Source organism: Mesorhizobium sp. M0408 (genome assembly GCF_040321495.1).
In the GTDB taxonomy this organism is placed as follows: domain Bacteria; phylum Pseudomonadota; class Alphaproteobacteria; order Rhizobiales; family Rhizobiaceae; genus Mesorhizobium.
This window is the reverse complement of the sequence record NZ_JAMYRO010000003.1, coordinates 170,871-194,365: the sequence shown is the minus strand read 5'-3', so window position 1 is coordinate 194,365 and position 23,495 is coordinate 170,871. Positions and strand designations below refer to the sequence as shown.

At 62.3% G+C, this 23,495-nt stretch carries 20 protein-coding genes and 2 pseudogenes; 17 read left to right on the top strand and 5 right to left on the bottom strand.

Features of this window, described 5'->3' with window-relative positions:
* Window positions 1–99 precede the first annotated feature (99 nt).
* Window positions 100–1,377, top strand: a pseudogene (locus NKI67_RS04980) (D-amino acid dehydrogenase); the annotation flags it as partial.
* A gap of 37 nt (window positions 1,378–1,414) precedes the next feature.
* On the opposite strand, the gene NKI67_RS04975 reads toward NKI67_RS04980, so the two are convergent.
* On the bottom strand, window positions 1,415–2,296 hold the full coding sequence (locus NKI67_RS04975; RefSeq protein ID WP_023678060.1) for a LysR family transcriptional regulator: 882 nt from the start codon (window positions 2,294–2,296) through the stop codon (window positions 1,415–1,417).
* Window positions 2,297–2,674: 378 nt separating this feature from the next.
* On the opposite strand from NKI67_RS04975, the gene NKI67_RS04970 reads away from it, so the two are divergent.
* The 3 genes from NKI67_RS04970 to NKI67_RS04960 all read left to right on the top strand — a co-directional run bounded on the left by NKI67_RS04970 (window position 2,675) and on the right by NKI67_RS04960 (window position 5,276).
* Window positions 2,675–4,171, top strand: a complete 1,497-nt coding sequence (locus NKI67_RS04970; protein ID WP_023678059.1) for a CoA-acylating methylmalonate-semialdehyde dehydrogenase — start codon at window positions 2,675–2,677, stop codon at window positions 4,169–4,171.
* Between the two features lie 190 nt (window positions 4,172–4,361).
* Window positions 4,362–4,658, top strand: coding sequence for a hypothetical protein (locus NKI67_RS04965; RefSeq protein ID WP_023678058.1), 297 nt, complete (start codon window positions 4,362–4,364; stop codon window positions 4,656–4,658).
* A gap of 303 nt (window positions 4,659–4,961) precedes the next feature.
* Window positions 4,962–5,276, top strand: a complete 315-nt coding sequence (locus tag NKI67_RS04960; RefSeq protein WP_352569558.1) for a hypothetical protein — start codon at window positions 4,962–4,964, stop codon at window positions 5,274–5,276.
* 13 nt (window positions 5,277–5,289) lie between these two features.
* On the opposite strand, the gene NKI67_RS04955 is transcribed toward NKI67_RS04960, so the two are convergent.
* Window positions 5,290–5,880: a GntR family transcriptional regulator gene (locus NKI67_RS04955; RefSeq protein WP_502895519.1), complete on the bottom strand. Its 591-nt coding sequence runs from the start codon at window positions 5,878–5,880 to the stop codon at window positions 5,290–5,292.
* Between the two features lie 166 nt (window positions 5,881–6,046).
* On the opposite strand from NKI67_RS04955, the gene NKI67_RS04950 reads away from it, so the two are divergent.
* From NKI67_RS04950 to NKI67_RS04890, 13 genes and pseudogenes are all read left to right on the top strand, one after another.
* Window positions 6,047–6,940 carry a dihydrodipicolinate synthase family protein gene (locus tag NKI67_RS04950; RefSeq protein WP_352569559.1) on the top strand — a complete coding sequence of 298 codons (894 nt, stop codon included), beginning with the start codon at window positions 6,047–6,049 and terminating at the stop codon, window positions 6,938–6,940.
* A 48-nt stretch (window positions 6,941–6,988) separates the two neighbouring features.
* Window positions 6,989–8,239: an NAD(P)/FAD-dependent oxidoreductase gene (locus NKI67_RS04945; RefSeq protein WP_352569560.1), complete on the top strand. Its 1,251-nt coding sequence runs from the start codon at window positions 6,989–6,991 to the stop codon at window positions 8,237–8,239.
* 28 nt (window positions 8,240–8,267) lie between these two features.
* Window positions 8,268–9,269, top strand: a complete 1,002-nt coding sequence (locus tag NKI67_RS04940) for a 4-hydroxyproline epimerase (RefSeq protein ID WP_352634258.1) — start codon at window positions 8,268–8,270, stop codon at window positions 9,267–9,269.
* A 333-nt stretch (window positions 9,270–9,602) separates the two neighbouring features.
* Window positions 9,603–10,505, top strand: a complete 903-nt coding sequence (locus tag NKI67_RS04935; protein ID WP_023678052.1) for a branched-chain amino acid ABC transporter permease — start codon at window positions 9,603–9,605, stop codon at window positions 10,503–10,505.
* A gap of 4 nt (window positions 10,506–10,509) precedes the next feature.
* Complete coding sequence (gene livM / locus NKI67_RS04930; protein ID WP_352574662.1) at window positions 10,510–12,138, top strand: high-affinity branched-chain amino acid ABC transporter permease LivM; 1,629 nt, start codon at window positions 10,510–10,512, stop codon at window positions 12,136–12,138.
* Window positions 12,138–13,298 (top strand): annotated as a pseudogene (locus tag NKI67_RS04925) (ABC transporter ATP-binding protein); the annotation flags it as partial. The gene livM and the pseudogene NKI67_RS04925, both read left to right, overlap by 1 nt.
* Before the next feature lie 8 nt (window positions 13,299–13,306).
* Window positions 13,307–14,035: an ABC transporter ATP-binding protein gene (locus NKI67_RS04920; RefSeq protein ID WP_352455032.1), complete on the top strand. Its 729-nt coding sequence runs from the start codon at window positions 13,307–13,309 to the stop codon at window positions 14,033–14,035.
* A 19-nt stretch (window positions 14,036–14,054) separates the two neighbouring features.
* Window positions 14,055–14,402, top strand: coding sequence for a DUF6867 family protein (locus NKI67_RS04915; protein WP_023678048.1), 348 nt, complete (start codon window positions 14,055–14,057; stop codon window positions 14,400–14,402).
* Between the two features lie 138 nt (window positions 14,403–14,540).
* Entirely contained in the window at window positions 14,541–15,671 is a 1,131-nt protein-coding gene (locus NKI67_RS04910) for a branched-chain amino acid ABC transporter substrate-binding protein (RefSeq protein ID WP_023678047.1), read from the top strand.
* Window positions 15,672–15,902: 231 nt separating this feature from the next.
* A complete protein-coding gene (pyc, locus tag NKI67_RS04905; RefSeq protein WP_352644590.1) occupies window positions 15,903–19,361 on the top strand; it encodes a pyruvate carboxylase in 3,459 nt (1,152 codons plus the stop codon).
* Between the two features lie 161 nt (window positions 19,362–19,522).
* Window positions 19,523–19,783 carry a DUF2312 domain-containing protein gene (locus tag NKI67_RS04900; RefSeq protein ID WP_023678045.1) on the top strand — a complete coding sequence of 87 codons (261 nt, stop codon included), beginning with the start codon at window positions 19,523–19,525 and terminating at the stop codon, window positions 19,781–19,783.
* A gap of 61 nt (window positions 19,784–19,844) precedes the next feature.
* Window positions 19,845–20,285 (top strand): hypothetical protein, encoded by a 441-nt coding sequence (locus tag NKI67_RS04895; protein ID WP_352644588.1) that lies wholly within the window; start codon window positions 19,845–19,847, stop codon window positions 20,283–20,285.
* 66 nt (window positions 20,286–20,351) lie between these two features.
* A complete protein-coding gene (locus NKI67_RS04890) occupies window positions 20,352–20,666 on the top strand; it encodes a hypothetical protein (RefSeq protein WP_023678043.1) in 315 nt (104 codons plus the stop codon).
* A gap of 3 nt (window positions 20,667–20,669) precedes the next feature.
* Here the strand turns inward: NKI67_RS04890 and msrB are convergent, their stop codons facing one another.
* From msrB to NKI67_RS04875, 3 genes are all read right to left on the bottom strand, one after another.
* Entirely contained in the window at window positions 20,670–21,074 is a 405-nt protein-coding gene (gene msrB, locus NKI67_RS04885; RefSeq protein WP_352569565.1) for a peptide-methionine (R)-S-oxide reductase MsrB, read from the bottom strand.
* 109 nt (window positions 21,075–21,183) lie between these two features.
* Window positions 21,184–22,005, bottom strand: a complete 822-nt coding sequence (locus NKI67_RS04880; protein WP_352590027.1) for an MBL fold metallo-hydrolase — start codon at window positions 22,003–22,005, stop codon at window positions 21,184–21,186.
* Complete coding sequence (locus NKI67_RS04875; protein ID WP_352569623.1) at window positions 22,006–23,196, bottom strand: vWA domain-containing protein; 1,191 nt, start codon at window positions 23,194–23,196, stop codon at window positions 22,006–22,008.
* Window positions 23,197–23,495: the final 299 nt, after the last annotated feature.

Sequence of the window (23,495 nt, the reverse complement as noted above, 5' to 3'; positions counted from 1 at the left end):
TCACGCATGTCTTTTCCCTAAGCATCGGCACTTGGCTGACGCCACAGAATCCGGCAGACATGAGGCGGCGATGATCCCGGTCTCGAATCCCGACGAGATGCCGCCGCGGAGAACCAAACGATGAAGATCTTCGTGCTGGGCGGCGGCGTGATCGGGGTCACCACCGCCTATTTTCTTGCCGAGGCCGGTCATCAGGTGACGGTGATCGATCGCCAGAAAGGCCCGGCGCTGGAAACCAGCTTTGCCAATGCCGGCGAGATCTCGCCCGGCTATGCCTCGCCCTGGGCCGGGCCCGGCGTTCCGCTGAAGGCCATCAAATGGCTTTTGATGAAGCACGGTCCACTGGTGGTGCGACCGGCCCTCGATCCGCATATGTGGATGTGGCTGGTCAAGATGCTGCGCAATTGCACGGCTGAACGCTACGCGCTGAACAAGGCGCGCATGGTGCCGCTGGCCGAGTACAGCCGCGACACGCTGAAGGCGCTGCGCGAGGCGACCGGCATCGCCTATGACGAGCGCGCCAAGGGCACGCTGCAGCTCTTCCGAACGCAAAAGCAGATCGACGGCGTCGGCGGCGATGTCGAGGTGCTGAAGGCCTATGGCGTCCCCTACGAGGTCCTCGACCCCGACGGCTGCATTGCGGCCGAGCCTGGGCTGGCCGGCGTGCGCGAAAAATTCGTCGGTGGCCTGCGGTTGCCCGGCGACGAAACCGGCGACTGCAAGATGTTCACCGACAGGCTTGCCAAGCTTTGCGCGGTACGCGGCGTCACCTTCGAATACGACACGGAGATACGGCGCGTCGTCAAGAAGCGCGATCGCATCACCAACGTCAGCACCAGCAAGGGCTGGATGGTCGCTGATGCCTATGTGATGGCGATGGGCAGCTATTCGGCACGGTTCATGCGCATGCTGAAGCGGCCCATCCCGGTCTACCCGGTCAAGGGCTATTCGATCACCCTGCCGATCAAGGACGCCGCCGCCGCACCGGTCTCGACCGTGATGGACGAGAGCTACAAAGTAGCGATCACCCGGCTCGGCGACCGTATCCGGGTCGGCGGCACGGCGGAGATTTCCGGCTTCGACCTGCGGCTGCACGAATCGCGGCGGCGCACGCTCGAACATTCGGTCGGCGACCTGTTTCCGGGCAGCGGCGACATGCGATCGGCGACCTTCTGGTGCGGGCTGCGGCCGATGACACCCGACGGGCCGCCGCTGATCGGCCGCACCGATTTCTCCAATCTCTATCTCAACACCGGCCATGGCACACTCGGCTGGACCATGGCCTGCGGCTCGGCCAAAGTTCTGGCCGACATCATCTCCAGCCGGGTGCCGGACATCGACGTCGGCGATCTCGGGCCCGGACGATACGCCAAGTAAGACGCCCACCAGCTAAGACAGCCAGCGGCCGGCAGGCTCACGCAAACAAACCCCTGTCCCGTTCGACGGCCTTGGTAATGAAGCTCGCGACGACCTGGACGCGGCGCAGCGGCCTGACCGATTCATGATAGACCAGCCAGTAGGCGCGGCGTATGGGTGCGACGATATCGAGAGGCACCAGCTCCGGCATCGAGCGGGCAACGAAGGTGTGCAGGATGCCGATGCCGGCGCCGGAACGCACTGCTTCGGCCTGGCCGAGCGCGGAGGAAATAGCGAAGCTGGTGCGCCAGTCGGGGCTGAATTCGGCCGCGTAGTCGAGCGAGCGACTGACGATCAGGTCCGGCACGTAGCCGATCAGCGTATGCTGGCCTAGCTCGGCGGCGGTTCCGGGCAGGCCATGGGTGTCGGCGTAGGCCCGCGACGCGAACAGGCCGAGCGTGTAGTCGACCAGCTTTCCCGCCACCAGGCGGCCTTCCGTCGGCCGTTCGACGGTGATGGCAATGTCGGCCTCGCGCCGGGACAAAGAGAAGGAGCGTGGCACCGGCACCAGCTGGATGGTGAGCTCACGGTGCAGAGCGGTCAGCGCGCCGAGGCGCCTGGCCAGGAAGGCGACGCCAAAGCCATCCGGCGCGCCGATGCGCACGGTGCCCGAGACGTCGTCGCCTTCGCCTGAAACGGTCGAGCGCGCGGCGATCATGTCGCCCTCCATGCGTTCGGCAATCTCGAGGAAACGCTCGCCCGCCGGCGTCAGCTCGCTGCCGGTGGTAAGCCGGCGAAACAGTTTTGTCCTGAGCGCATCCTCGAGGGCGGCAATGCGGCGCGAGACGGTCGCGTGATTAAGCTCCAGCCGCCTGGCGGCGCCGAGGATCTGGCCGGCCCGCGCTACGGCAAGGAAGATACGGGCATCATCCCAGTTCATGAGGGTGGTCCTGGCGATAACGATCAAAACCGCGTTCCTTCGCGCCCCCCTCTGTCCTGCCGGACATCTCCCCCTCAAGGGGGGAGATTGGCAGTTTCGCCGCAGGCGTCTTTCTTGCCGCGGTGAAGATTTCCGAAGGCGGGCGTGACAGCCAATCTCCCCCCGTGAGGGGGAGATGTCCGGCAGGACAGAGGGGGGCGGTGAAGGAACTCAATCTCAATCCTTGCTGCTGGGGACCTGCATTCTTCCTATTTGCGAGAATTGATGCTCTGCCGTCAACCGCTATCTATTCTCCGCACAACGGTTGCGTTTTCGCTCGCGTTGCCATCGCTCCCGCAAAGGCGGACAATGCCTCATCACGAACCAGGGAGAGAGACCATGATCGAATACGGTCATTTCATCGGCGGCAAGCGCGTCGCCGGAACCAGCGGCCGCAAGCAGGACGTCATGCAGCCGATGGACGGCACGGTGCGCGGCACGGTGGCGCTGGCTTCGCAGGCGGAATTGCGCGCGGCGGTCGAAAACGCCAAGGCCGCACAGCCCGGCTGGGCGGCGACCAATCCGCAGCGACGCGTACGCGTCCTGATGCGGTTCCTCGAGCTGGTCGCCAAGGAGTATGACGCGCTGGCCGAGATATTGGCGCGCGAACACGGCAAGACCATCGCCGACGCCAAGGGCGACATCCAGCGCGGCCTCGAAGTGGTCGAGGTCTGCATCGGTGCGCCGCATATGATGAAGGGCGAGTTCACCGATGGCGCCGGCCCCGGCATCGACGTCTATTCGATGCGCCAGCCGCTCGGCGTGGTCGCCGGCATCACGCCGTTCAATTTTCCGGCGATGATCCCGTTGTGGAAGATCGCGCCGGCCATCGCCTGCGGCAATGCCTACATCCTCAAGCCGTCGGAGCGCGATCCGGGCGTGCCGATGCGGATTGCCGAACTGTTCATCGAGGCCGGTCTGCCGGCGGGCATCCTCAATGTCGTCAACGGCGACAAGGAAGTGGTCGACGCCATCCTCGACGATCCCGACATCAAGGCCATCGGTTTCGTAGGCTCGACACCGATCGCCCAGTACATCTATTCGCGCGGCTGCGCGGCCGGCAAGCGCGTGCAGTGCTTCGGCGGCGCCAAGAATCACATGATCATCATGCCGGATGCCGACATGGACCAGACCGTCGACGCGCTGATCGGCGCCGGCTACGGCTCGGCCGGCGAGCGCTGCATGGCGATCTCGGTGGCCGTCCCGGTCGGCAACGACACCGCCAACCGGCTGATGGAAAGACTGGTGCCGCGCGTCGAGAGCCTGAAGGTCGGTCCGTCGACGGATTCTTCCGCCGATTTCGGCCCGCTGGTCACGGCGCAGGCGCTGGAGCGGGTCAAGTCCTATGTCGACACCGGCGTCAAGGAAGGCGCCAAGCTGGTCGTCGACGGCCGCGGCTTTTCCATGCAGGGCTACGAGAACGGCTACTATATGGGCGGCTGCCTGTTCGACAATGTGACCGCCGACATGCGCATCTACAAGGAAGAGATCTTCGGGCCGGTGCTCTCGGTCGTTCGCGCACCGACCTACGAGAACGCCATCAAGCTCGCCAACGAGCACGAGATGGGCAATGGCGTCGCCATCTTCACCCGCGACGGCGACGCGGCGCGCGACTTCGCCTCGCGGGTTCAGGTCGGCATGGTCGGCATCAACGTGCCGATCCCGGTGCCGATCGCCTACTACACCTTCGGCGGCTGGAAGGCGTCCTCCTTCGGCGACCTCAACCAGCACGGGCCGGACGCGTTCCGCTTCTACACCAAGACCAAGACGGTGACGTCGCGCTGGCCGTCCGGTGTGAAGGACGGTGCCGAGTTCGTCATCCCGACGATGAACTGATCCAGATCGCAAACACTGAACGAGGCCTGGGCTCGGACCCGGGCCTTTTCGTTTGAACGTTAATGTGATGGAACCAAGAAGGCAGCAATCTTCTTAGGTTGCAGTCCTGCCGCGAAGGAGACGCTGGCAGATCAACCAACGGCGCTGGTGACGGCTCCGGGGGAAATGTCCGGCGCAAAGGAGGTGTCAGATGACACGTCTCATGGCGACTATAGCTTGCGCTGCGATGGCCCTTTCCGCCGTCCCGGCAATGGCTGCCGAGCAATGCGCGGCTCGCGCCGATATGGTCAAGGCGCTCGGCGAGAAGTTTCATGAAAACCCGAGCGCGGTCGGCGTCGTCAATCCGAATGTGGTGCTTGAAGTCTTCGTTTCCGACAAGGGCACCTGGACCATCCTCGCCAGCGACACAAAAGGTCAAAGCTGCGTGATTTCAGTCGGCGAAGGCTGGGAAAGCGCGATGACGACAGCGGCGCTGCCAGGCATCTGAACGATTTATCACGGGTCTGCGCGCCTCGGCATGGCCGCGCGGCCTGTGGCCCATTCTTTCGGCGACAACCGTAAAACGGATCTGCAGGCGCCCGCTTGGGCGCCTGCTTGCGCTTTTCCATTGCCGATACCATATATCGAGAACATAATGGGAACATCTGGAATCGTTCCCACCAATGGCAGACCGGAACACAGAAAGGAACGACGCGATGATGATGACGTCGGAACCGGCCTGGATCGCTCCGGCAAAATGAGGCAATCAAACCCCTCCTTTGCCGGAACGTGATGGCAAAGGAGGTGCCCTATGGCACGCAAATCGCTGTTGAGATGGGTGAAAACCCTGGTTTTTGCTGGCGCATTGGCGGTGGGTACGAACACCGCAGGCGCGCAATATCAATACTGCGTTGAACATGGCGAGATCGTCGCCCATTTGAGCGAGAAGTTCCAGGAAAGGCAGTTTGCTTTGGGGCTGATCGGTCATGAGGCGGTCATGGAAGTCTTTGTCGCCGAGACCGGAACCTGGACCATCGTCGTCACCGATATCGCTGGCAGAAGCTGCATCGTCGCGGCCGGCGACAATTGGGAAAACGTGATGGCCCTGCCCGGCCAGGGCGCATGACGAAATGGCAGGCTCAGCGCGTAGCAGCCGCCTCGGCATGGCCGCGCAAAAGCGCCATCAGCCGCTTGGCGTCCTTGGCCGCGGCCTCTTCGTCGCCGGCGAGGATCGAACGGATCAGCGCGACATGATGCTCGGCCGATTCGGCCAATCCGGTATCGGCCTTGTAGCGGAACCAGAAGCGACGGCTGTGGGTTTGCAAGGGTGCCGCCAGGCGCGCGGCGAACGGGTTGTCGGCAGCCAGCGCCAGCGCCTCGTCGAGCGCCTTGTCGGCCTGGATGAAGTAGAACACATTTTCCGAAATCACTGCCTTTTGCATGGCAAGGGCAGCGTCATGGAACAGGTCGGCGGCCTCGCGGGTAACGAAGCGGGCGGCCGAGCGGGCAAGCACCACCTCGACGCCACGGCGGGCGTCGAGGACACGCAGCCAGTCGCCGGGGTGGAGCGGCGCGATGGCGATGCCGGCGCGCGGCCGGACCTCGAGCAGCCCCTCCCAGGCCAGCCGCTGGATTGCTTCGCGAACCGGGGTGCGGCCGAGGCCGAGCCTGTCGATCAGCGCCCCCTCGGTGATGAAGCTCGCCGGCGCCAGTTCGAGAGTTACGATCATGTGCTCGAGCCTGCGGTAGGCCTTCGCGGTCGCCGGCTCGGAGCCCGGTCTGTCATATACCAATGCGACTTCTCCTGATATATTGTTGATATATCATATCAGATTCAATGTTGACAGCCGGCTTCTTAAGAAATATACGACTGATATATCAGATGGAGCGATCGACATGTGGGCCGGAGTCTTCCCCGCCGTTACGACCAAATTCACCGAGGACGACGGCCTCGACCATGCCGAGATGGAGCGCTGCTTTGCGCTGCAGATGGAGGCCGGCTGTGACGGCATCATCGTCTGCGGGTCGCTCGGCGAAGGCCCGATGCTGTCGCACGACGAGAAGATCGCGGTGCTGAAGAACGCGCAGAAGATCGCCGGCAAGAAACCGGTGCTGTTGACGGTCAACGAGGCCGGTACACGCGAGGCGGCGGCGATCGCGCGCCGCGCCGCCAAGGCGGGCGCCAACGGTTTGATGGTGGTGCCGAGTCCGATCTACCATACCAATGCCGAAGAGACGGTCGCGGCACTCAGCGCCGTCGCCGCGGCCGGCGACCTGCCGGTGATGATCTACTCCAACCGGCTTGCCTACCGCGTCGACGTCACCGTCGACCAGATGGAGGAGTTGGCGAAGGACCAACGCTTCGTCGCCATAAAAGAGTCCTCCGACGACATCCGCCGCTCGACCGAGATCATCAACCGCCTCGGCGACCGCTACGACCTGTTCACCGGCGTAGACAATCTCGCCTTCGAGGCGCTGTCGGTCGGCGCCATCGGCTGGGTGGCGGGCCTGGTCACCGCGTTCCCGCGCGAGACGGTCGCCATCTACCAGCTGATGAGACAGGGCCGTCGCGAGGAGGCGCTGAAGATCTACCGCTGGTTCCGGCCGCTGCTCGACCTCGACGTCTCGACCTATCTGGTGCAGAACATCAAGCTCGCCGAAGTGTTGGCGATCAACACCAACGACCGCGTGCGCATGCCGCGCCAGCCATTGTCGGGCGAGCGGCGCAAGGCAGTCGAAAAGATCGTCAGGGATGCGCTGGCGGTGCGGCCAGAGCTGCCGACATTCTGATCCAGTCGCTTTGAAGGCATTTGCAGATGTGCAGCGCGGCGCATGGCAATGAATGATAATGCTACGCTCGATGTCGCCATCATTGGTGGCGGCATCATCGGCATCTGCGCCGCCGCCTTTCTGGCAGAGGCGGGCCAAAATGTCACGATCTTCGATCGGACGGGGATCTGTGAGGAAACCAGCTCCGGCAATGCCGCTGCCTTTGCCTTCTCCGATGTGCTGCCACTCGCCCACAAGGGCATGATCAAGCAGTTGCCGAAATGGCTCGCCGACCCGCTCGGCCCGCTCAGCATCCCACCCGCGTATCTGCCGAAGCTGCTGCCCTGGCTGGTCCGCTTCTGGCGCGCCGGCCGAAGCGACCGCTATGAAGCCGGCCTTGCCGCGCAGGCCGGGATGATGAAGCTCGCCGAGGCGGAATGGATGGGCTTGCTCGACCGTTCCGGCACACGGCCGATGCTGCATGAGGACGGCTCGCTCGAACTCTACGACAGCGAGGCCGAGTTCAAGGCCTCGCTGACCGGCTGGGCGGCAAGGCAGCGCTTCGGCATCGGCTTCAGCCATGTCGAGGGGAGCGCTCTCACAGCCCTGCAGCCCGGTCTGTCGCCGCGCTTCGTCAAGGGAACGTTCGTGCCGGGGTGGAAAACCGTTGCCGATCCCAAGCTGCTTGGAAAGGCCTTGTGGGCCTATGCCGAGAGGTTGGGCGCCGGGTTCGAAAGGGCCCGGATCGAGCGTGTCAAGGCGGGACAGGACGGCGCGATCTTGACCACGGCCGACGGCACGCGGCGACGGGCGAAGCACGTCGTCATCGCTGCCGGGGCCTGGTCGCATCTGCTGGCGAGACATCTCGGCGACGGAATCCCGCTGGAGACCGAGCGTGGCTACAACACGACGTTGCCGAAGACTGCCTTCGATGTAAGGCGGCAATTGATCTTCTCCGGGCATGGCTTCGTCATCACGCCGCTCGAGACGGGCCTGCGCGTCGGCGGCGCGGTCGAACTCGGCGGCCTTGAGCGGCCGCCCAATTATGCGCGCTCGAAAGCGCTGCTCGAAAAGGCGCAGAAATTCCTGCCGGGACTGGATCCGGCCAATGGACGCGAATGGATGGGGTTCCGGCCGTCGCTGCCGGATTCGCTGCCGGTGATCGGGCGGTCGCAACAAACGCCGTCGGTGGTGTATGGTTTCGGCCACGGTCACCTCGGCCTGACCCAGGCTGCGGCGACCGGGCGCTTGATCCGCGAGCTCGTTCTCGGGCAGAATCCATCGCTCGATCTCGGCCCGTTCAGCCCGCAACGGTTTTGAGTTCGAAGACATTCAGTTGGGAGCCGGCATGGCCAAGAATTCCTTCTTCTGCATAGACGGCCACACCTGCGGCAATCCGGTGCGGCTGGTCGCCGGCGGTGGGCCTTTGCTCAAGGGCTCAACGATGATGGAGCGGCGAGCGCATTTCCTGGCCGAATATGACTGGATCCGCACCGGGCTGATGTTCGAGCCGCGCGGCCATGACGTGATGTCCGGCTCGATCCTCTATCCGCCGACGCGTGAAGATTGCGACATCGCCATCCTGTTCATCGAAACCTCGGGCTGCTTGCCGATGTGCGGCCACGGCACCATCGGCACGGTAACTTTTGCCGTCGAGCATGGGCTGATCAAGCCGAAGACACCGGGCGTGCTCAGGCTGGATACGCCGGCGGGCGTGGTCGTAGCGGAGTACAGCCAAGTCGGCGACTATGTCGAGGAGGTGCGCATCACCAATGTGCCTTCCTTCCTCTATGCCGAGGCACTGACGGTCGAATGCCCCGGGCTCGGCGAGATCAGCGTCGATGTCGCCTATGGCGGCAATTTCTACGCCATCGTCGAACCGCAAAAGACCTATCGCGACATGGCCGACCATTCGGCCGGCGAACTGATCGCCTGGAGCCCGGTGGTGCGGCAGCGGCTCAACGAAAAATATACCTTCGTGCATCCGGAGAATCCCGGCATCAATACGCTGTCGCACATATTGTGGACCGGCGCGCCGACCAACCCGCAAGCCGATGCCCGCAACGCCGTCTTCTACGGCGACAAGGCAATCGACCGGTCGCCCTGCGGCACCGGCACCTCGGCGCGTATGGCGCAGCTTCACGCCAAGGGCAAGCTTGGGGTCGGCGACGACTTCGTCCACGAATCGATCATTGGTTCGCTGTTCAAGGGCAGGGTCGAGGAAGAGGTCACCGTCGCCGGCAAGCCGGCAATCATTCCGTCGATCGGCGGCTGGGCACGAATGACCGGATTGAACACGATCTTCATCTACGACCGCGACCCGTTCGCGCACGGCTTCGTCGTCAAATAGAAAAAACACTGACGCAAGGGAAAGAGAGAGCGCAAGCGGATTGACGTCAACGGCGCAACGATCCCGCTCATCAACTTATTTTGACGGCGATTTCTTCGAAATGGAGCGCATGCTGCGATTGAATCGTCAAAGACATTGCGTTAGGCCAATGGTAGGGTCCGCGATGGTCCAGGGGGCGGACGGGAACAAAACGGGCAATCGAACGGCGTGCGGCGAAAACACGCATAATGATCGAAAAATCACGTTGCAATCCGGGCTCGAAACTTTACGACTAGGGGAAATACGAAAAGGAATGCGTCTGCATGGGCGACATTCCAGGGGAGCCACGACAGCATGCAGTATTTTGTCCAGCAGCTTATCAATGGGCTGACGCTGGGATCGATCTATGGGCTGATCGCGATCGGCTATACGATGGTCTACGGCATCATCGGCATGATCAATTTCGCCCATGGCGACATTTTCATGATCGGCGCTTTCACCGCGCTCATCGTTTTCCTTATCCTCGGTGCGTTGTTCTATTCGCTGCCGATCGTCGTTGCGCTGCTGATCATGATGATCGTCGCAATGCTGCTGACCAGCCTGTATAATTGGACGATCGAGAAGGTGGCCTACCGGCCTTTGCGCGGTTCATTCCGGCTGGCGCCGCTGATCACCGCGATTGGCATGTCGATTGCGCTGTCCAATTTCGTCCAGGTGACCCAAGGGCCGCGCAACAAGCCGGTCCCGCCAATGGTGTCCAAGGTCTACAACATCGAAGGCATCAGCGTCTCGCTGAAGCAGATCATCATCGTCCTGGTCACCATAGTCCTGCTGGCGCTGTTCTGGTACCTGGTCAACAAGACCTCGCTCGGCCGGGCGCAGCGCGCCTGCGAGCAGGACCGCAAGATGGCCGCACTGCTTGGCATCGACGTCGACCGCACCATCTCGATCACCTTCATCATGGGCGCCGCCCTTGCCGCCGTCGCCGGCACGTTGTTCCTGATGTACTACGGTGTGGTGGTGTTTTCCGACGGCTTTACGCCCGGTGTGAAGGCATTTACTGCCGCGGTGCTCGGCGGCATCGGCTCACTGCCCGGCGCCGTGCTCGGCGGGCTGATGATCGGCTTCATCGAGAGCATGTGGTCGGCTTATTTCTCGATCGACTACAAGGATGTCGCGGCGTTCTCGATCCTGGCGATCGTACTGATCTTCCTGCCTTCCGGCATTCTCGGCCGGCCAGAAGTCGAAAAGGTCTGAGATCATGGCGGTTACCGTGTCTCCGGAAAGCACCGTCGTCGCCACCCCGGTCCAGCGCGCCTTTCGCGAAGCGCTCTATGCCGGCGCCATTTCGCTTGGCCTGTTCGTGCTGTTCATCGGCCTGAAGACCGACCAGAACATCTCCAACGAACTGATCCTGGTGCAGCGCTGGGGCTTGCTCGCCGGCGTCGTGATCGCCACCATGGCCGGACGCTTCCTTTACGTCGCCTATGGCCAACCCTTCCTGGCGAACCAGAAGATCGTCGACGTCGCCACCGGCCTGCTGCCGGTCAGCCTGGCTTCGCGATTCTTCCGCTTTCCCGCGTTCATCGTGGCGCTCGCCGTCGCCGTTATTCTGCTCGCACTCAGCGGCTTTCTGACCGAGGCCTTAGGGCCGGAACTTTCCGATTTCGTGCGGTTCGTGCGGGCGCTTGCAATCATCTATGCGCTGGCCTGGCTGATTTATCATTTCCGGGCCTTCATTCATGCTCATTTCTCGGCATTGGGCATAACTGCACTGGCGCTCTACCCGATCGTGGTGGTGTTGGTGCTAGCGCTATATGCCGGGTCGATGGCCGCCGGTTTCCAGGGCTCGCTGAAATATGTCGACAATTACGGCATCCAGATCCTGATCTACGTGATGCTGGCCTGGGGGCTGAATATCGTTATCGGCTTGGCCGGCCTGCTCGATCTCGGCTATGTCGCCTTCTACGCCGTCGGTGCCTACGCCTATGCGCTGCTCGGCACGCATTTTGGCCTCTCCTTCTGGATCCTGCTGCCCGCCGCCGGCCTAATGGCTGCGTTTTGGGGGGTGATGCTAGGCTTCCCGGTGCTGCGCTTGCGCGGTGACTATCTGGCGATCGTGACGCTCGCCTTCGGCGAAATCATAAGGCTGGTGATCATCAACTGGCGCGAGGTGACCAACGGCTCGGCCGGGATTTCCGGCATCCCGAAGGTCTCTTTCTTCGGCCTGATGTCGTTCAACGTCTCCGATCCGAACTACATCTCGAAGGTGCTCGGCATCGCCCAATCGGGTGCCTACTACAAGATATTCCTCTACTATTTGATCCTCGGGCTCTGCCTGCTGACGGCCTTCGTCACCGTGAGGCTCAGGCGGATGCCGGTCGGCCGTGCCTGGGAAGCGCTGCGCGAGGACGAGATCGCCTGCCGTTCGCTCGGCATCAACACCACCACCACCAAGCTCACCGCCTTTGCCACGGGCGCGATGTTCGGCGGCTTCGCCGGCTCGTTCTTTGCCGCGCGGCAAGGCTTCGTCAGCCCGGAATCCTTCGTCTTCCTGGAATCGGCGATCATCCTCGCCATCGTCGTGCTTGGCGGCATGGGCTCGCTGGTCGGCATTGCCGTCGCCGCCATGGTGATGATCGGCGGCACCGAAGTCCTGCGCGAACTGGATTTCCTCAAGACCGGCCTCAGGTGGGGCAACACTACGGTCATACCCGGTTTCGGGTCCGGCTTCACGCCGGAACTGTATCGCATGCTGCTGTTCGGCATGGCGATGGTCATCGTCATGCTGTGGAAGCCGCGCGGCTTCGTCGGCAGCCGCGAGCCGACAGCTTTCCTCAAGGTGCGCAGGGCGGTGTCCGGGTCCTTCACCAAGGAGGGACACGGCTGATGAACGCGAGCCCCTCCATGAACAATGCCATCCTGCAGGTCGAGCATCTGTCGATGAAGTTCGGCGGTCTCGTCGCCATCGGCGACCTTTCCTTCCAGGCCAAGCGCGGCGAGATCACCGCGCTGATCGGTCCGAACGGCGCCGGCAAGACCACCGTGTTCAATTGCATCACCGGTTTCTACAAACCGTCGGAAGGCATGATCACGCTCAACCGGCGCGACGGCTCGACGTTCCTGCTCGAACGCTTGCCCAACCATGAGATCCCGGCGCGCGCCAAGGTGGCGCGCACCTTTCAGAACATCCGCCTGTTCTCGGGCATGACGCTGCTGGAGAACCTTCTCGTCGCCCAGCACAACAAGCTGATGAAGGCCTCCGGTTACACCATTCTCGGCCTGTTCGGCTTTAGCGGCTACAGACAGGCCTCGGCGGAATCGGTTGAACTGGCCGAGCACTGGCTGGAGAAGGCCGATCTTGTCGACCGCGCCGACGATCCGGCCGGCGATCTGCCCTATGGCGCGCAGCGGCGGCTCGAAATCGCTCGCGCCATGTGCACCGGGCCTGAGCTTCTGTGCCTCGACGAGCCGGCCGCTGGTCTCAATCCGAAAGAATCGGCGGGGCTCAATGCGCTGCTGATGGACATCAAGGACAACACCGGCACGTCGATCCTTTTGATCGAGCACGACATGGCGGTGGTGATGCAGATTTCCGATCACGTCGTGGTGCTCGAATACGGGCGCAAAATCTCGGACGGCAACCCGCAATCGGTGCGAACCGACCCGCGCGTCATCGCCGCCTATCTTGGCGTCGACGACGAGGAGGTCGAGACGGTGCTCACCGAAGTCGGCGACGAAGATGTCATCGAGCAATTGGATACGGGCCCGGATGCCGCCCACGGCCCAGGCACATCGTCTTCCTATCTCGCCGGACCGGTTGCCGACACGGTCGGCCACAGCGAGGGCGAGCGCGTCACCGTGTCGAAAGGTGCCTCGAAAGCCGGGCAGTTCGATGCGAGGTCGAGTGCCGCAGCAAGCAAGGCGGCAGCGCAGGCCAAAGCCAAACCGACGGCGAAATCTTCTGCCGCGAAATCCTCTGCAGCAAAGCCGGCCACCAAGGCTCCGGTGAAGCCGAAGACGCCGCGCGTCTCCAATCGGCGCGGAGGGCGCAAGTGATGGCCGGCACAACGCTGCTCGATATCAAGGGCGTTCAGACCTACTACGGCAACATCAGGGCGCTGAACGGTGTCGACGTCACCGTCAGGCAAGGTGAGATCGTAGCGCTGATCGGTGCCAACGGCGCCGGCAAGTCGACGCTGATGATGACCATCTTCGGTGCTCCCCGCGCCCGCGCGGGTACCATCACATTCGCCGGTACCGACATCACCCAACTGCCGACCCACGAGATCGCGCGCATGCGCATCGCCCAGTCGCCGGAAGGGCGCCGCATTTTCCCGCGCATGACGGTGATGGAAAACCTGCAAATGGGCGCCAGCCTCGACAACCTTGAGCATTATGACGAGGACGTCGAGAAGGTGTTCACGCTGTTTCCACGCCTGAAGGAACGCATTGCCCAGCGTGGCGGCACGCTGTCCGGCGGCGAGCAGCAGATGCTGTCGATCGGGCGCGCGCTGATGGCACGGCCGAAGCTGCTTTTGCTCGACGAGCCGTCGCTCGGCCTGGCGCCGCTGATCGTCAAGCAGATATTCGACGCAATCCGCGAGCTGAACCGGACTCAAGGCCTGACCGTGTTCCTGGTCGAGCAGAACGCCTTCGGCGCGCTGAAACTCGCCACGCGCGGCTATGTCATGGTCAACGGCAATGTGACGATGAGCGGCACCGGCAAGGAGTTGCTCGCCAATCCGGAAGTGCGCGCCGCCTATCTCGAAGGCGGCCATCACTGAGTTTCAGGAGGCATCAATCATGCAGGGCATTCTCTATGAGGAACCCTCGATCTGGCAGTTCTTCTTCGTCACCTGCCTGCTCGGCGGCTGGGCGGCGTGGATGACGGGCAAGGCGTGTGCGCAGACGTGGCGCAGCTTCGCCCAGTTGTTCGCCTTCATGCTGGGGCTCGGCATCGGCATAAGGTTCATTCATCACGCGCTGTTCGGCGGAACGATGTTCTCGCTGCATTACTACATCGTCGATACCATTGTGCTGATGATCTTGGGCTTCATCGGCTACCAATACACGCGCACCAACCAGATGGTAACGCAGTATAATTGGCTTTACGAAAGAGCCTCTCTTTTGAGCTGGAAACCAAAAGGTTGACATTTATCATTAACGGCGTTTCAGGGATGAATCGGCGTGACAAGTGCCTGAAAATCGGCAAAGTACTCTTTCTGCGAGCAAGAGTGGGCATCGCATGAAAGCAACATCCACGCCCACTCGGTAAATGGGAGCGTTTCAATGAAAAAGTCACTTTTGTCCGCCGTCGCCCTGACCGCGCTTGTCGCGTTCAGCGGCAACGCGTGGGCTGACATCCTGATCGGCGTTGCCGGTCCGATCACCGGTCCGAACGCAGCGTTCGGCGCCCAGCTTCAGAAGGGTGCCGAACAGGCAGTCGCCGATATCAATGCGGCCGGCGGCGTTCTTGGCCAGCAGCTCAAGCTTGAAGTCGGCGACGACGTCTCCGATCCCAAGCAAGGCATCTCGGTCGCCAACAAGTTCGTCGCCGACGGCGTCAAGTATGTCGATGGCCACTTCAACTCCGGCGTCTCGATCCCGGCGTCGGAAGTCTACGCCGAGAACGGCATCCTTGAGATCACGCCGGCCGCGACCAATCCGAAGTTGACGGAACGTGGCATGTGGAACACCTTCCGCACCTGCGGACGCGACGATCAGCAGGGCAAGGTCGCTGGCGACTATCTCGCCGCGAACTTCAAGGATGCCAAGATCGCTGTCATCCATGACAAGACGCCTTATGGCCAGGGCCTCGCCGACGAAACCAAGAAGGCGCTCGCAGCCAACGGCGTGACTGAGGCCATGTATGAAGGCATCAATGTCGGCGACAAGGATTTCTCGGCCCTCATCGCCAAGATGAAGGACGCGGGCGTCTCGGTCGTATACTATGGCGGCCTGCACACCGAAGCCGGCCTGATCATACGCCAGCTCGCTGACCAGGGCCTCAAGGCAACCTTCATGTCCGGCGACGGCATCGTGTCGAACGAATTGGCCTCCATCGCCGGCGACGCCGTCGAGGGCACGCTGATGACGTTCGCTCCGGATCCGCGCAAGAATCCGAACGCCAAGGAACTCGTCGAGAAGTTCCGTGCGGCCGGCTTCGAGCCCGAGGCCTATACCCTCTATTCCTACGCAGCGATGGAAATCATCGCGGCCGCCATCACCAAGACCGGTTCAGCCGATGACGCTCAGAAGGTAGCCGAGACCATCAAGTCGGCCGGCCCCTGGAAGACCGCGATCGGCGAGATCGGCTACGACGCGAAGGGCGATATCACCCGTCCTGACTACGTCATGTACACCTGGAAGAAGGGTGACGACGGCAAGTACACCTATGTCGAGAACGCACCCGGCAAATAACCGGACGTTGCTACATGAGAATGCCCGGCGCCTCGCGCCGGGCATTTTTTATGAGAGTTCCCGAAAGCCTGGATCGGAACTGCCCAGGCGTTCTTCGGATCGACACGCAATGTGTCAGCGCGATAGATCAAATTAAATCGGTTTAATCCTCTTTTCGATTTTGTTTGCACTGCAGCATTTTCGCGCTAATCATATCCGGCAGTTCCCTTCCCCGCGTCCGGAGCCCTGTCCTTGGCAATCTCGAAGATCCTTGTCGCCAACCGCTCCGAAATAGCCATCCGCGTCTTCCGCGCGGCAAACGAGCTCGGCCTCAAAACCGTGGCGATCTGGGCAGAGGAGGACAAATACTCCCTGCATCGCTTCAAGGCCGACGAAAGCTACCAGGTCGGGCGCGGGCCGCATTTGGCCAGGGATATGGGGCCGATCGAAAGCTATCTGTCGATCGAGGAGGTTATCCGCGTCGCCAGGCTATCGGGCGCCGATGCCATACATCCAGGGTACGGTCTGCTGTCGGAAAGCCCGGAATTCGCCGAAGCCTGCGCCAAGGCCGGCATCATCTTCATCGGGCCAAAGCCGGATACGATGCGCAGGCTGGGCAACAAGGTCGCCGCCCGCAATCTCGCAATCGAAGTCGGTGTGCCGGTAATTCCCGCTACCGATCCCTTGCCGGACGACATGGCGGCGGTAAAGGAACTCGCCAAGACGATCGGCTACCCGGTGATGCTCAAGGCGTCCTGGGGCGGCGGCGGCCGGGGCATGCGCGCCATCCGCTCCGAGGCCGATCTCGCCCGCGAGGTGATGGAAGGCAAGCGTGAGGCGAAGGCCGCTTTCGGCAAGGACGAGGTCTATCTCGAAAAGCTGATCGAGCGCGCGCGCCATGTCGAGGTGCAGGTGCTGGGCGACACACATGGCAACGCCGTGCACCTGTTCGAGCGCGATTGTTCGATCCAGCGTCGCAACCAGAAAGTGGTCGAGCGGGCGCCGGCGCCCTACCTCGAAATGTCACAGCGCGAGGAGCTTTGCGGCTACGCGCTGAGGATCGCGCGCGAAACCAGCTATATCGGCGCCGGCACGGTCGAGTTCCTGCAGGATGCCGATACCGGAAAATTCTATTTCATCGAGGTCAATCCGCGTATCCAGGTCGAGCACACCGTCACCGAACAGGTGACCGGCATCGACATCGTCAAGGCGCAGATCCACATCCTCGACGGCTTTGCCATCGGCACAGCGGAATCGGGCGTGCCGGCGCAGAAGGACATCAGGCTCAACGGCCACGCGCTGCAGTGCCGCATCACCACCGAAGACCCCGAGCATAATTTCATCCCCGATTATGGCCGCATCACCGCCTATCGCGGCGCCACCGGCTTCGGTATCCGCCTTGATGGCGGCACCGCCTATTCGGGCGCGGTCATCACCCGCTTCTACGATCCGCTGCTGGAAAAGGTAACGGCGTGGGCGCCGACGCCGGCCGAGACCATCGCCCGCATGAACCGGGCGCTGCGCGAATTCCGCATCCGCGGCGTGGCGACCAACCTCACGTTCCTCGAGGCGATCATCAATCACCCGAGCTTCGCCGACAATTCCTACACCACCAAGTTCATCGACACGACGCCGGAACTGTTCGCCAGTGTGAAGCGGCAGGACCGCGCGACCAAGCTGCTCAACTACCTTGCCGACGTTTCGGTCAATGGTCATCCCGAGACGCGCGGCCGGCCGCAGCCAAAGGCCGATGCGGCGCCACCGGTGGTGCCATATCTCAACGGCAATGTGCCTCAAGGCAGCAAGCAGAAGCTCGACGTGCTCGGGCCGGAGAAATTCGCCGCCTGGATGCGCGAGCAAAGAGAGGTGCTGGTCACCGACACGACAATGCGCGACGGGCATCAGTCGCTGCTCGCCACAAGGGTACGCACCTATGACATCGCCGGCATTGCCGGCACTTATGCGCGCGCGCTGCCACAGCTTTTGTCGCTCGAATGCTGGGGCGGCGCCACATTCGACGTCGCCATGCGCTTTCTCACCGAAGACCCATGGGAGCGGCTGTCGCTGGTGCGCGAGGCAGCACCCAACCTTGTGCTGCAGATGCTCCTGCGCGGTGCCAACGGCGTTGGCTATACCAACTATCCCGACAATGTCGTCCAGCATTTCGTCCGCCAGGCCGCTGCCGGCGGCATCGACCTGTTCCGGGTCTTCGACTGCCTGAACTGGGTCGAGAACATGCGCGTGGCCATGGATGCGGTCGGCGCCGAGGGCAGACTGATCGAAGCGGCGATCTGTTATACCGGCGACATACTCGATCCGGCGCGGGCCAAATACGATCTGAAATACTATGTCGGCCTGGCCAGGGAATTGCAGGCGGCAGGCGCCCATATCATCGCTGTCAAGGACATGGCTGGGCTTCTAAAGCCGAGCGCTGCCCGCGTGCTGTTCAAGGCACTGCGCGAGGCGACGGACCTGCCGATCCACTTCCACACCCACGACACATCCGGCCTGTCGGCGGCAACCGTGCTGGCGGCGGTGGAGAGCGGCGTCGACGCCATCGACGCGGCGATGGATTCGCTGTCCGGCAACACCTCGCAGCCGTGCCTCGGTTCGATCGTGGAGGCGCTGAAGGGCACCGAGCGCGATCCAGGCCTCGACCCGCAGTGGATCAGGAACATCTCGTTCTACTGGGAGGCGGTGCGCAACCAGTATTCAGCCTTCGAAAGCGACCTGAAGGGGCCGGCATCGGAGGTCTATTTGCACGAAATGCCGGGCGGTCAGTTCACCAACCTCAAGGAACAGGCGCGCTCGCTCGGGCTGGAGACACGCTGGCACGAAGTGGCGCAGACCTATCACGACGTCAATCTGATGTTCGGCGACATCGTCAAGGTGACGCCGTCGTCCAAGGTCGTCGGCGACATGGCGCTGATGATGGTGAGCCAGGACCTGACCGTCGCCGACGTCGAGAATCCGGCGAGGGACATCGCCTTCCCGGATTCGGTGGTGTCGATGTTGCGCGGCGATCTCGGCCAGTCGCCGGGCGGCTGGCCAAAGCCATTGCAGAAGAAGGTGCTGAAGGGCGAAAAGCCGATCACGGTGCGGCCGGGTTCGCTGCTCAAACCGGCGGACCTCAAGGCCAGTCGCACGGAGGTCGAGGAAAAGCTCGAGCGCAAGCTCAGTGAGTTCGAGTTCGCGTCGTGGCTGATGTATCCGAAGGTGTTTTCCGATTTTGCCGCCGCGCAGGAGACCTACGGGCCGGTCAGCGTGCTGCCGACGCCGACCTATTTCTACGGCATGAAGCCGGAAGACGAGATTTTCGTCGACATCGAAAAAGGCAAGACGCTGGTGGTGCGCTGCCTTGCCATGGGCGATGTCGACGAAAAGGGCATGGTCACCGTGTTCTTCGAGCTCAACGGGCAGCCGCGCCGGGTGAAGGTGCCGGACCGGGCGCATGGCGCCTCCGCCGCCAAGGCACGGCGCAAGGCGGAGCCGGGCAATGAGGCGCATGTCGGCGCGCCGATGCCTGGCGTCGTCTCGGCGCTTTCGGTGGCTGCCGGCCAGCCGGTGAAGGCGGGTGACGTGCTGCTGTCGATCGAAGCGATGAAGATGGAAACGGCGCTGCATGCCGAACGCGACGGCACCATAGCCGAGGTGCTGGTCAAGGCCGGCGACCAGATCGATGCCAAGGATCTGCTGATCGCGTTCGGGTGAAATAGGCCGGCATCAGACAGCCTTGTCGGCGCCTGGCAGCAACCCTTCATGCCGCATCGATAGCACCTTGACCCGCCGCGCCCGGTCGGGCATCGAACCGCTGCAATTCGCCGCTCGGGTCACCCCGAGTCGCGGTGAGAAAACGACGCGGAGAGAAGACTATGGCCGACGACATCATCGAGACCAGCCAGACTGTTGCCGCCGGCCAGCTGCGCGCCTTCATCGAACGCATCGAGCGGCTCGAGGAAGAGAAAAAGACGATTGCCGACGACATCAAGGAAGTGTTCGCAGAGGCCAAGGGCACCGGCTTCGACACCAAGGCGATGCGGTCGATTATCCGGCTGCGCAAGAAGGACCAGGCCGAGCGGCAGGAAGAGGAATCCATCCTCGATCTGTACAAGGCTGCGCTCGGCATGGTGTAAAGGCCGGCCTCGGCGCCGGAGACGATCGCGGGAGAAGCGGTTCTGACCATGGATTCCAGCCATGAGCGAATTCGATTTTGGCGCCCGCCGCGCCTCTGAATTCCGCCAACGCAGCTTCTGGACGCTGTTCGCGGAACGGCATCCGGATGAAAGGGCTCTGCTGGCGAGGCGCGGACCGTGGTTCTGGCAGCGTGGGCTGCCCGATTTCGCATTGGTCCTTTCCATGTACGTCGCGCCTGCGCAGAATCATGTCGGCGTCTTCTTCGGCCGCAACGAGAAGTTCGGTGCCACGCAAGCCTGGTCGCGGTTGAAGCCGTTCCAGCCGGCCATCGAAGACAGGCTGAAGCTCAGGCCAGAACAAAGTTGCGACGGCCTCGGCATCAATTCGATGTGGCGGGTGAATTGTCTTGCCGAAGACAATTGGCCGGCGATGACCGACTGGCTGGTGACGGAAGCCTCGCGTTTCGAGCGCGCGATTGCCGAAGTTCTGGGTCGGGAATAAAGCAGGGTTTCCAGACGCAATCCTTAGAATCGCTCTGGTGAGCAGAGCGAGGGAGCCGGTCGATCGATGACGATCATGTCGCGCGTTGCCGCCTTCTTCCGCTCACGCTGGTTCGGCGGCGTGCCGCTCGATCGGCTGTTCTGGCGCGACCTGGTCGTTGTCGGCACAGCGATCAACGTCGCGTCGTCGGTGGCGGCACTCATTCTGCTCGGGCTGAAGCTGCCGCTTGCGCTAGTCCTGGCGGTGCATTTCGCGCCGGTGCCCTACAATATCTTCCTGACCTTTGCCGTTTGGCGAACTGCCGGAAAATCGAGTGGCGTCATGGCCTCGCTGATGACGCTTGGCGCCACGTTGTGGCTGATCCTGGTGGTTGTGGCCTGACGATCAGGCGGCCGGATCGAATTTGAGCGCCACGCCGTTGATGCAATAGCGCAGACCGGTCGGCGGCGGGCCGTCGTCGAAGACATGGCCGAGATGGCTGCCGCAGCGGGCGCAATGGCACTCGGTGCGGACCATGCCATAGCTGCGGTCGACGGTGGTCTCGAGCGAACCCGGCACTGGGTCGTTGAAGCTCGGCCAACCGGTGCCGCTCTCGAATTTCAGCTTGGATTCAAACAAGGGCTGGTCGCAGCCGACGCAGGAGAAGGTGCCGGCGCGCTTCTCGTGCAGCAGGGCGCAGCTTCCCGGCCGCTCGGTGCCGTGGTTGCGCATCACCGCATATTGCTCGGGCGTCAGCCGGGCGCGCCATTCGGCATCGGTGCGGGTAACGGGGTAGGTGTGGCTGTCCATTTTTTCCTCTTAGCTTATCTCGCTATTTGGGTTGCCTTCCCAACTTCGCCTGAAATAGGCATTTGTTACGGCGTTTGCCCGTATTTCCTATCCCGTTGCAAAGAATTCCTCAGGCGATGGCCGCGAGATAGCGCGCAACCGATGCTGAAAATGCCGCCTTTGCATCTCCGATGACGTTCTGGTTCCACCATGCGCCGTAGATATGGTCGAACGCGAAAGGCTCCAGCGCGGCCTTGATGCCGTGCACCTTCGTCGCGTTGAGCGGGATATAGTTCGGATAGCTGTACATGAAGCTGACATGACGGCGGGTCGGCGTCACCTGCAGGATGTCGCCGGCCAGGATGGCATTGCCGGCATCGCGCTTCCAGTGCAGCACCTGGCCACCGGCAAAGTGGCCGCCGCAGCGGATGAGCGTCAGCGACGGGTTTATGGCGCGCATCTCGCCCTCCCAACTGATGATTGCCGGATGCGGCCGCATGATCCACTGACGATCATCGGCGTGCAGATAAATCGGCACGCCGCCAAACGCCGCGCTCCATTCGACCATTGCCGAATAATAATGGCAGTGCGAAATGGCGATGGCGGCCAGGCCGCCCCGGCGGTTGATCTCCGCCACCGCCTCGTCGCTTACCATTGAGATGCAGTCCCACAGCACATTGCCGTGCGGCGTTTGCGCCAGCAATGCGCGCTGGCCGATGGCGAAGCGCGGCTCGATGCCGAAGGCGAGCACGCCGGCATCATCCTTGATCACGAGCCGATGCCCGGCGGCGAGCTCTTCCGGCGTGGTCCAGGCCTGGCCCTCCCAGCGCACATATTGCCGCTCGTCCTCGCAGATCGGGCAATGTCGCGGCGGCGTCGCTGTCGCCGCGAACTGGACACCGCATTGCAGGCAAAGGAAACAGGTCGACCGTCCTGTTTTGCGTGGATCCATTCAGTGCTTCCTTGAAAGTTGCTTCGTCGCGGCTTCGAGGCCGGCGAGCGTCAGCGGAAACATGCGGCCGCCAAAGATATCGCGGATCATGGCAATCGAATGGGTATAGCCCCAGTTCTTCGCGCCTTCCGGATTGAGCCAAATGGCGTTCGGCCATTGCTGCAGCAGCCGGCCGAGCCAGACGGCACCGGCCTCCTTGTTCCAGTGCTCGACCGAGCCGCCGGGATGGGCGATCTCATAGGGGCTCATCGAGGCGTCGCCGACGACGATCACCTTGTAGTCGGGGCCATATTTATGCAGGAGATCGAAGGTCGGAATCACCTCGGCATGGCGGCGGCGATTGTCCTTCCACACGCCTTCGTAGAGGCAGTTGTGGAAGTAGAAATATTCGAGCTGGCGGAATTCGGCGCGGGCAGCCGAAAACAGCTCCTCGACGCTCCTGATGTGGTCATCCATCGAGCCGCCAACATCGAAGAACATCAGAAGCTTGACCGCATTGCGACGTTCGGGTTGTGTCTTAACGTCAAGATAACCGTGTTCGGCGGTGGCGTGGATGGTGCCGGACAGGTCGAATTCCTCTTCGGCGCCTTCGCGCACCCAGCGGCGCAAGCGCTTCAGCGCGACCTTGATGTTGCGGGTGCCGAGTTCGACGGCATCGTCGAAATTCCTGAACTCGCGCCTGTCCCAGACTTTTACCGCGCGGCGGTTGCGGCTCTCGTGCTGGCCGATGCGCACGCCTTCGGGATTGTAGCCATAGGCGCCGAAGGGCGAGGTGCCGCCGGTGCCGATCCATTTCGAACCGCCCTGATGCCGGCCCTTTTGCTCCTCCAACCGCTTCTTCAGCGTCTCCATCAGCTTTCCGAAGCCGCCCAGCGCCTCGACAAGTTTTTTTTCCTCGTCGGAGAGGTGCTTTTCAGCGAGCCTCCGCAGCCATTCCTCCGGGATGTTTGCGACATCGACCGCGTTTTCGCCAGCCAGCGCCTCGACACCTTTGAAGATGTGCGAAAAGACCTGGTCGAAGCGGTCGATGTGGCGCTCGTCCTTCACCAGAGCGGCGCGGGCGAGATAGTAAAAGCCCTCGACATCATAGTCGACCAGCCCGGCCTCCAGCCCCTCCAGCAGCGACAGATATTCGCGGAGCGAGACCGGAACCCGCGCTGCCTTCAGTTCGAGGAAGAAGGGGATGAACATGAAAATGAATGTATTAGATTGAATGCTGGCTGTCATTTACGATAACCTCGAACGAGGCTATCCGGTTATAGGGCATTTTGTCGTGAATTCATGTCTTTGAGAAGAACCCTACTGAGCAAAGGCCTTTTCCCTGAAACCCTTCCGCCTTGCTTCGATAGTGCGGACTTAAATAGATCTCTAATTGGATTGGTGGGAGAGCTTAATACTAGAAAATTTTATAAAAAGCGGTCCACCGCCTATATTCGGTATGTCGGCACGAAACACGATGGAAATCGTCGGGCTTATGCGACGCCAAATCC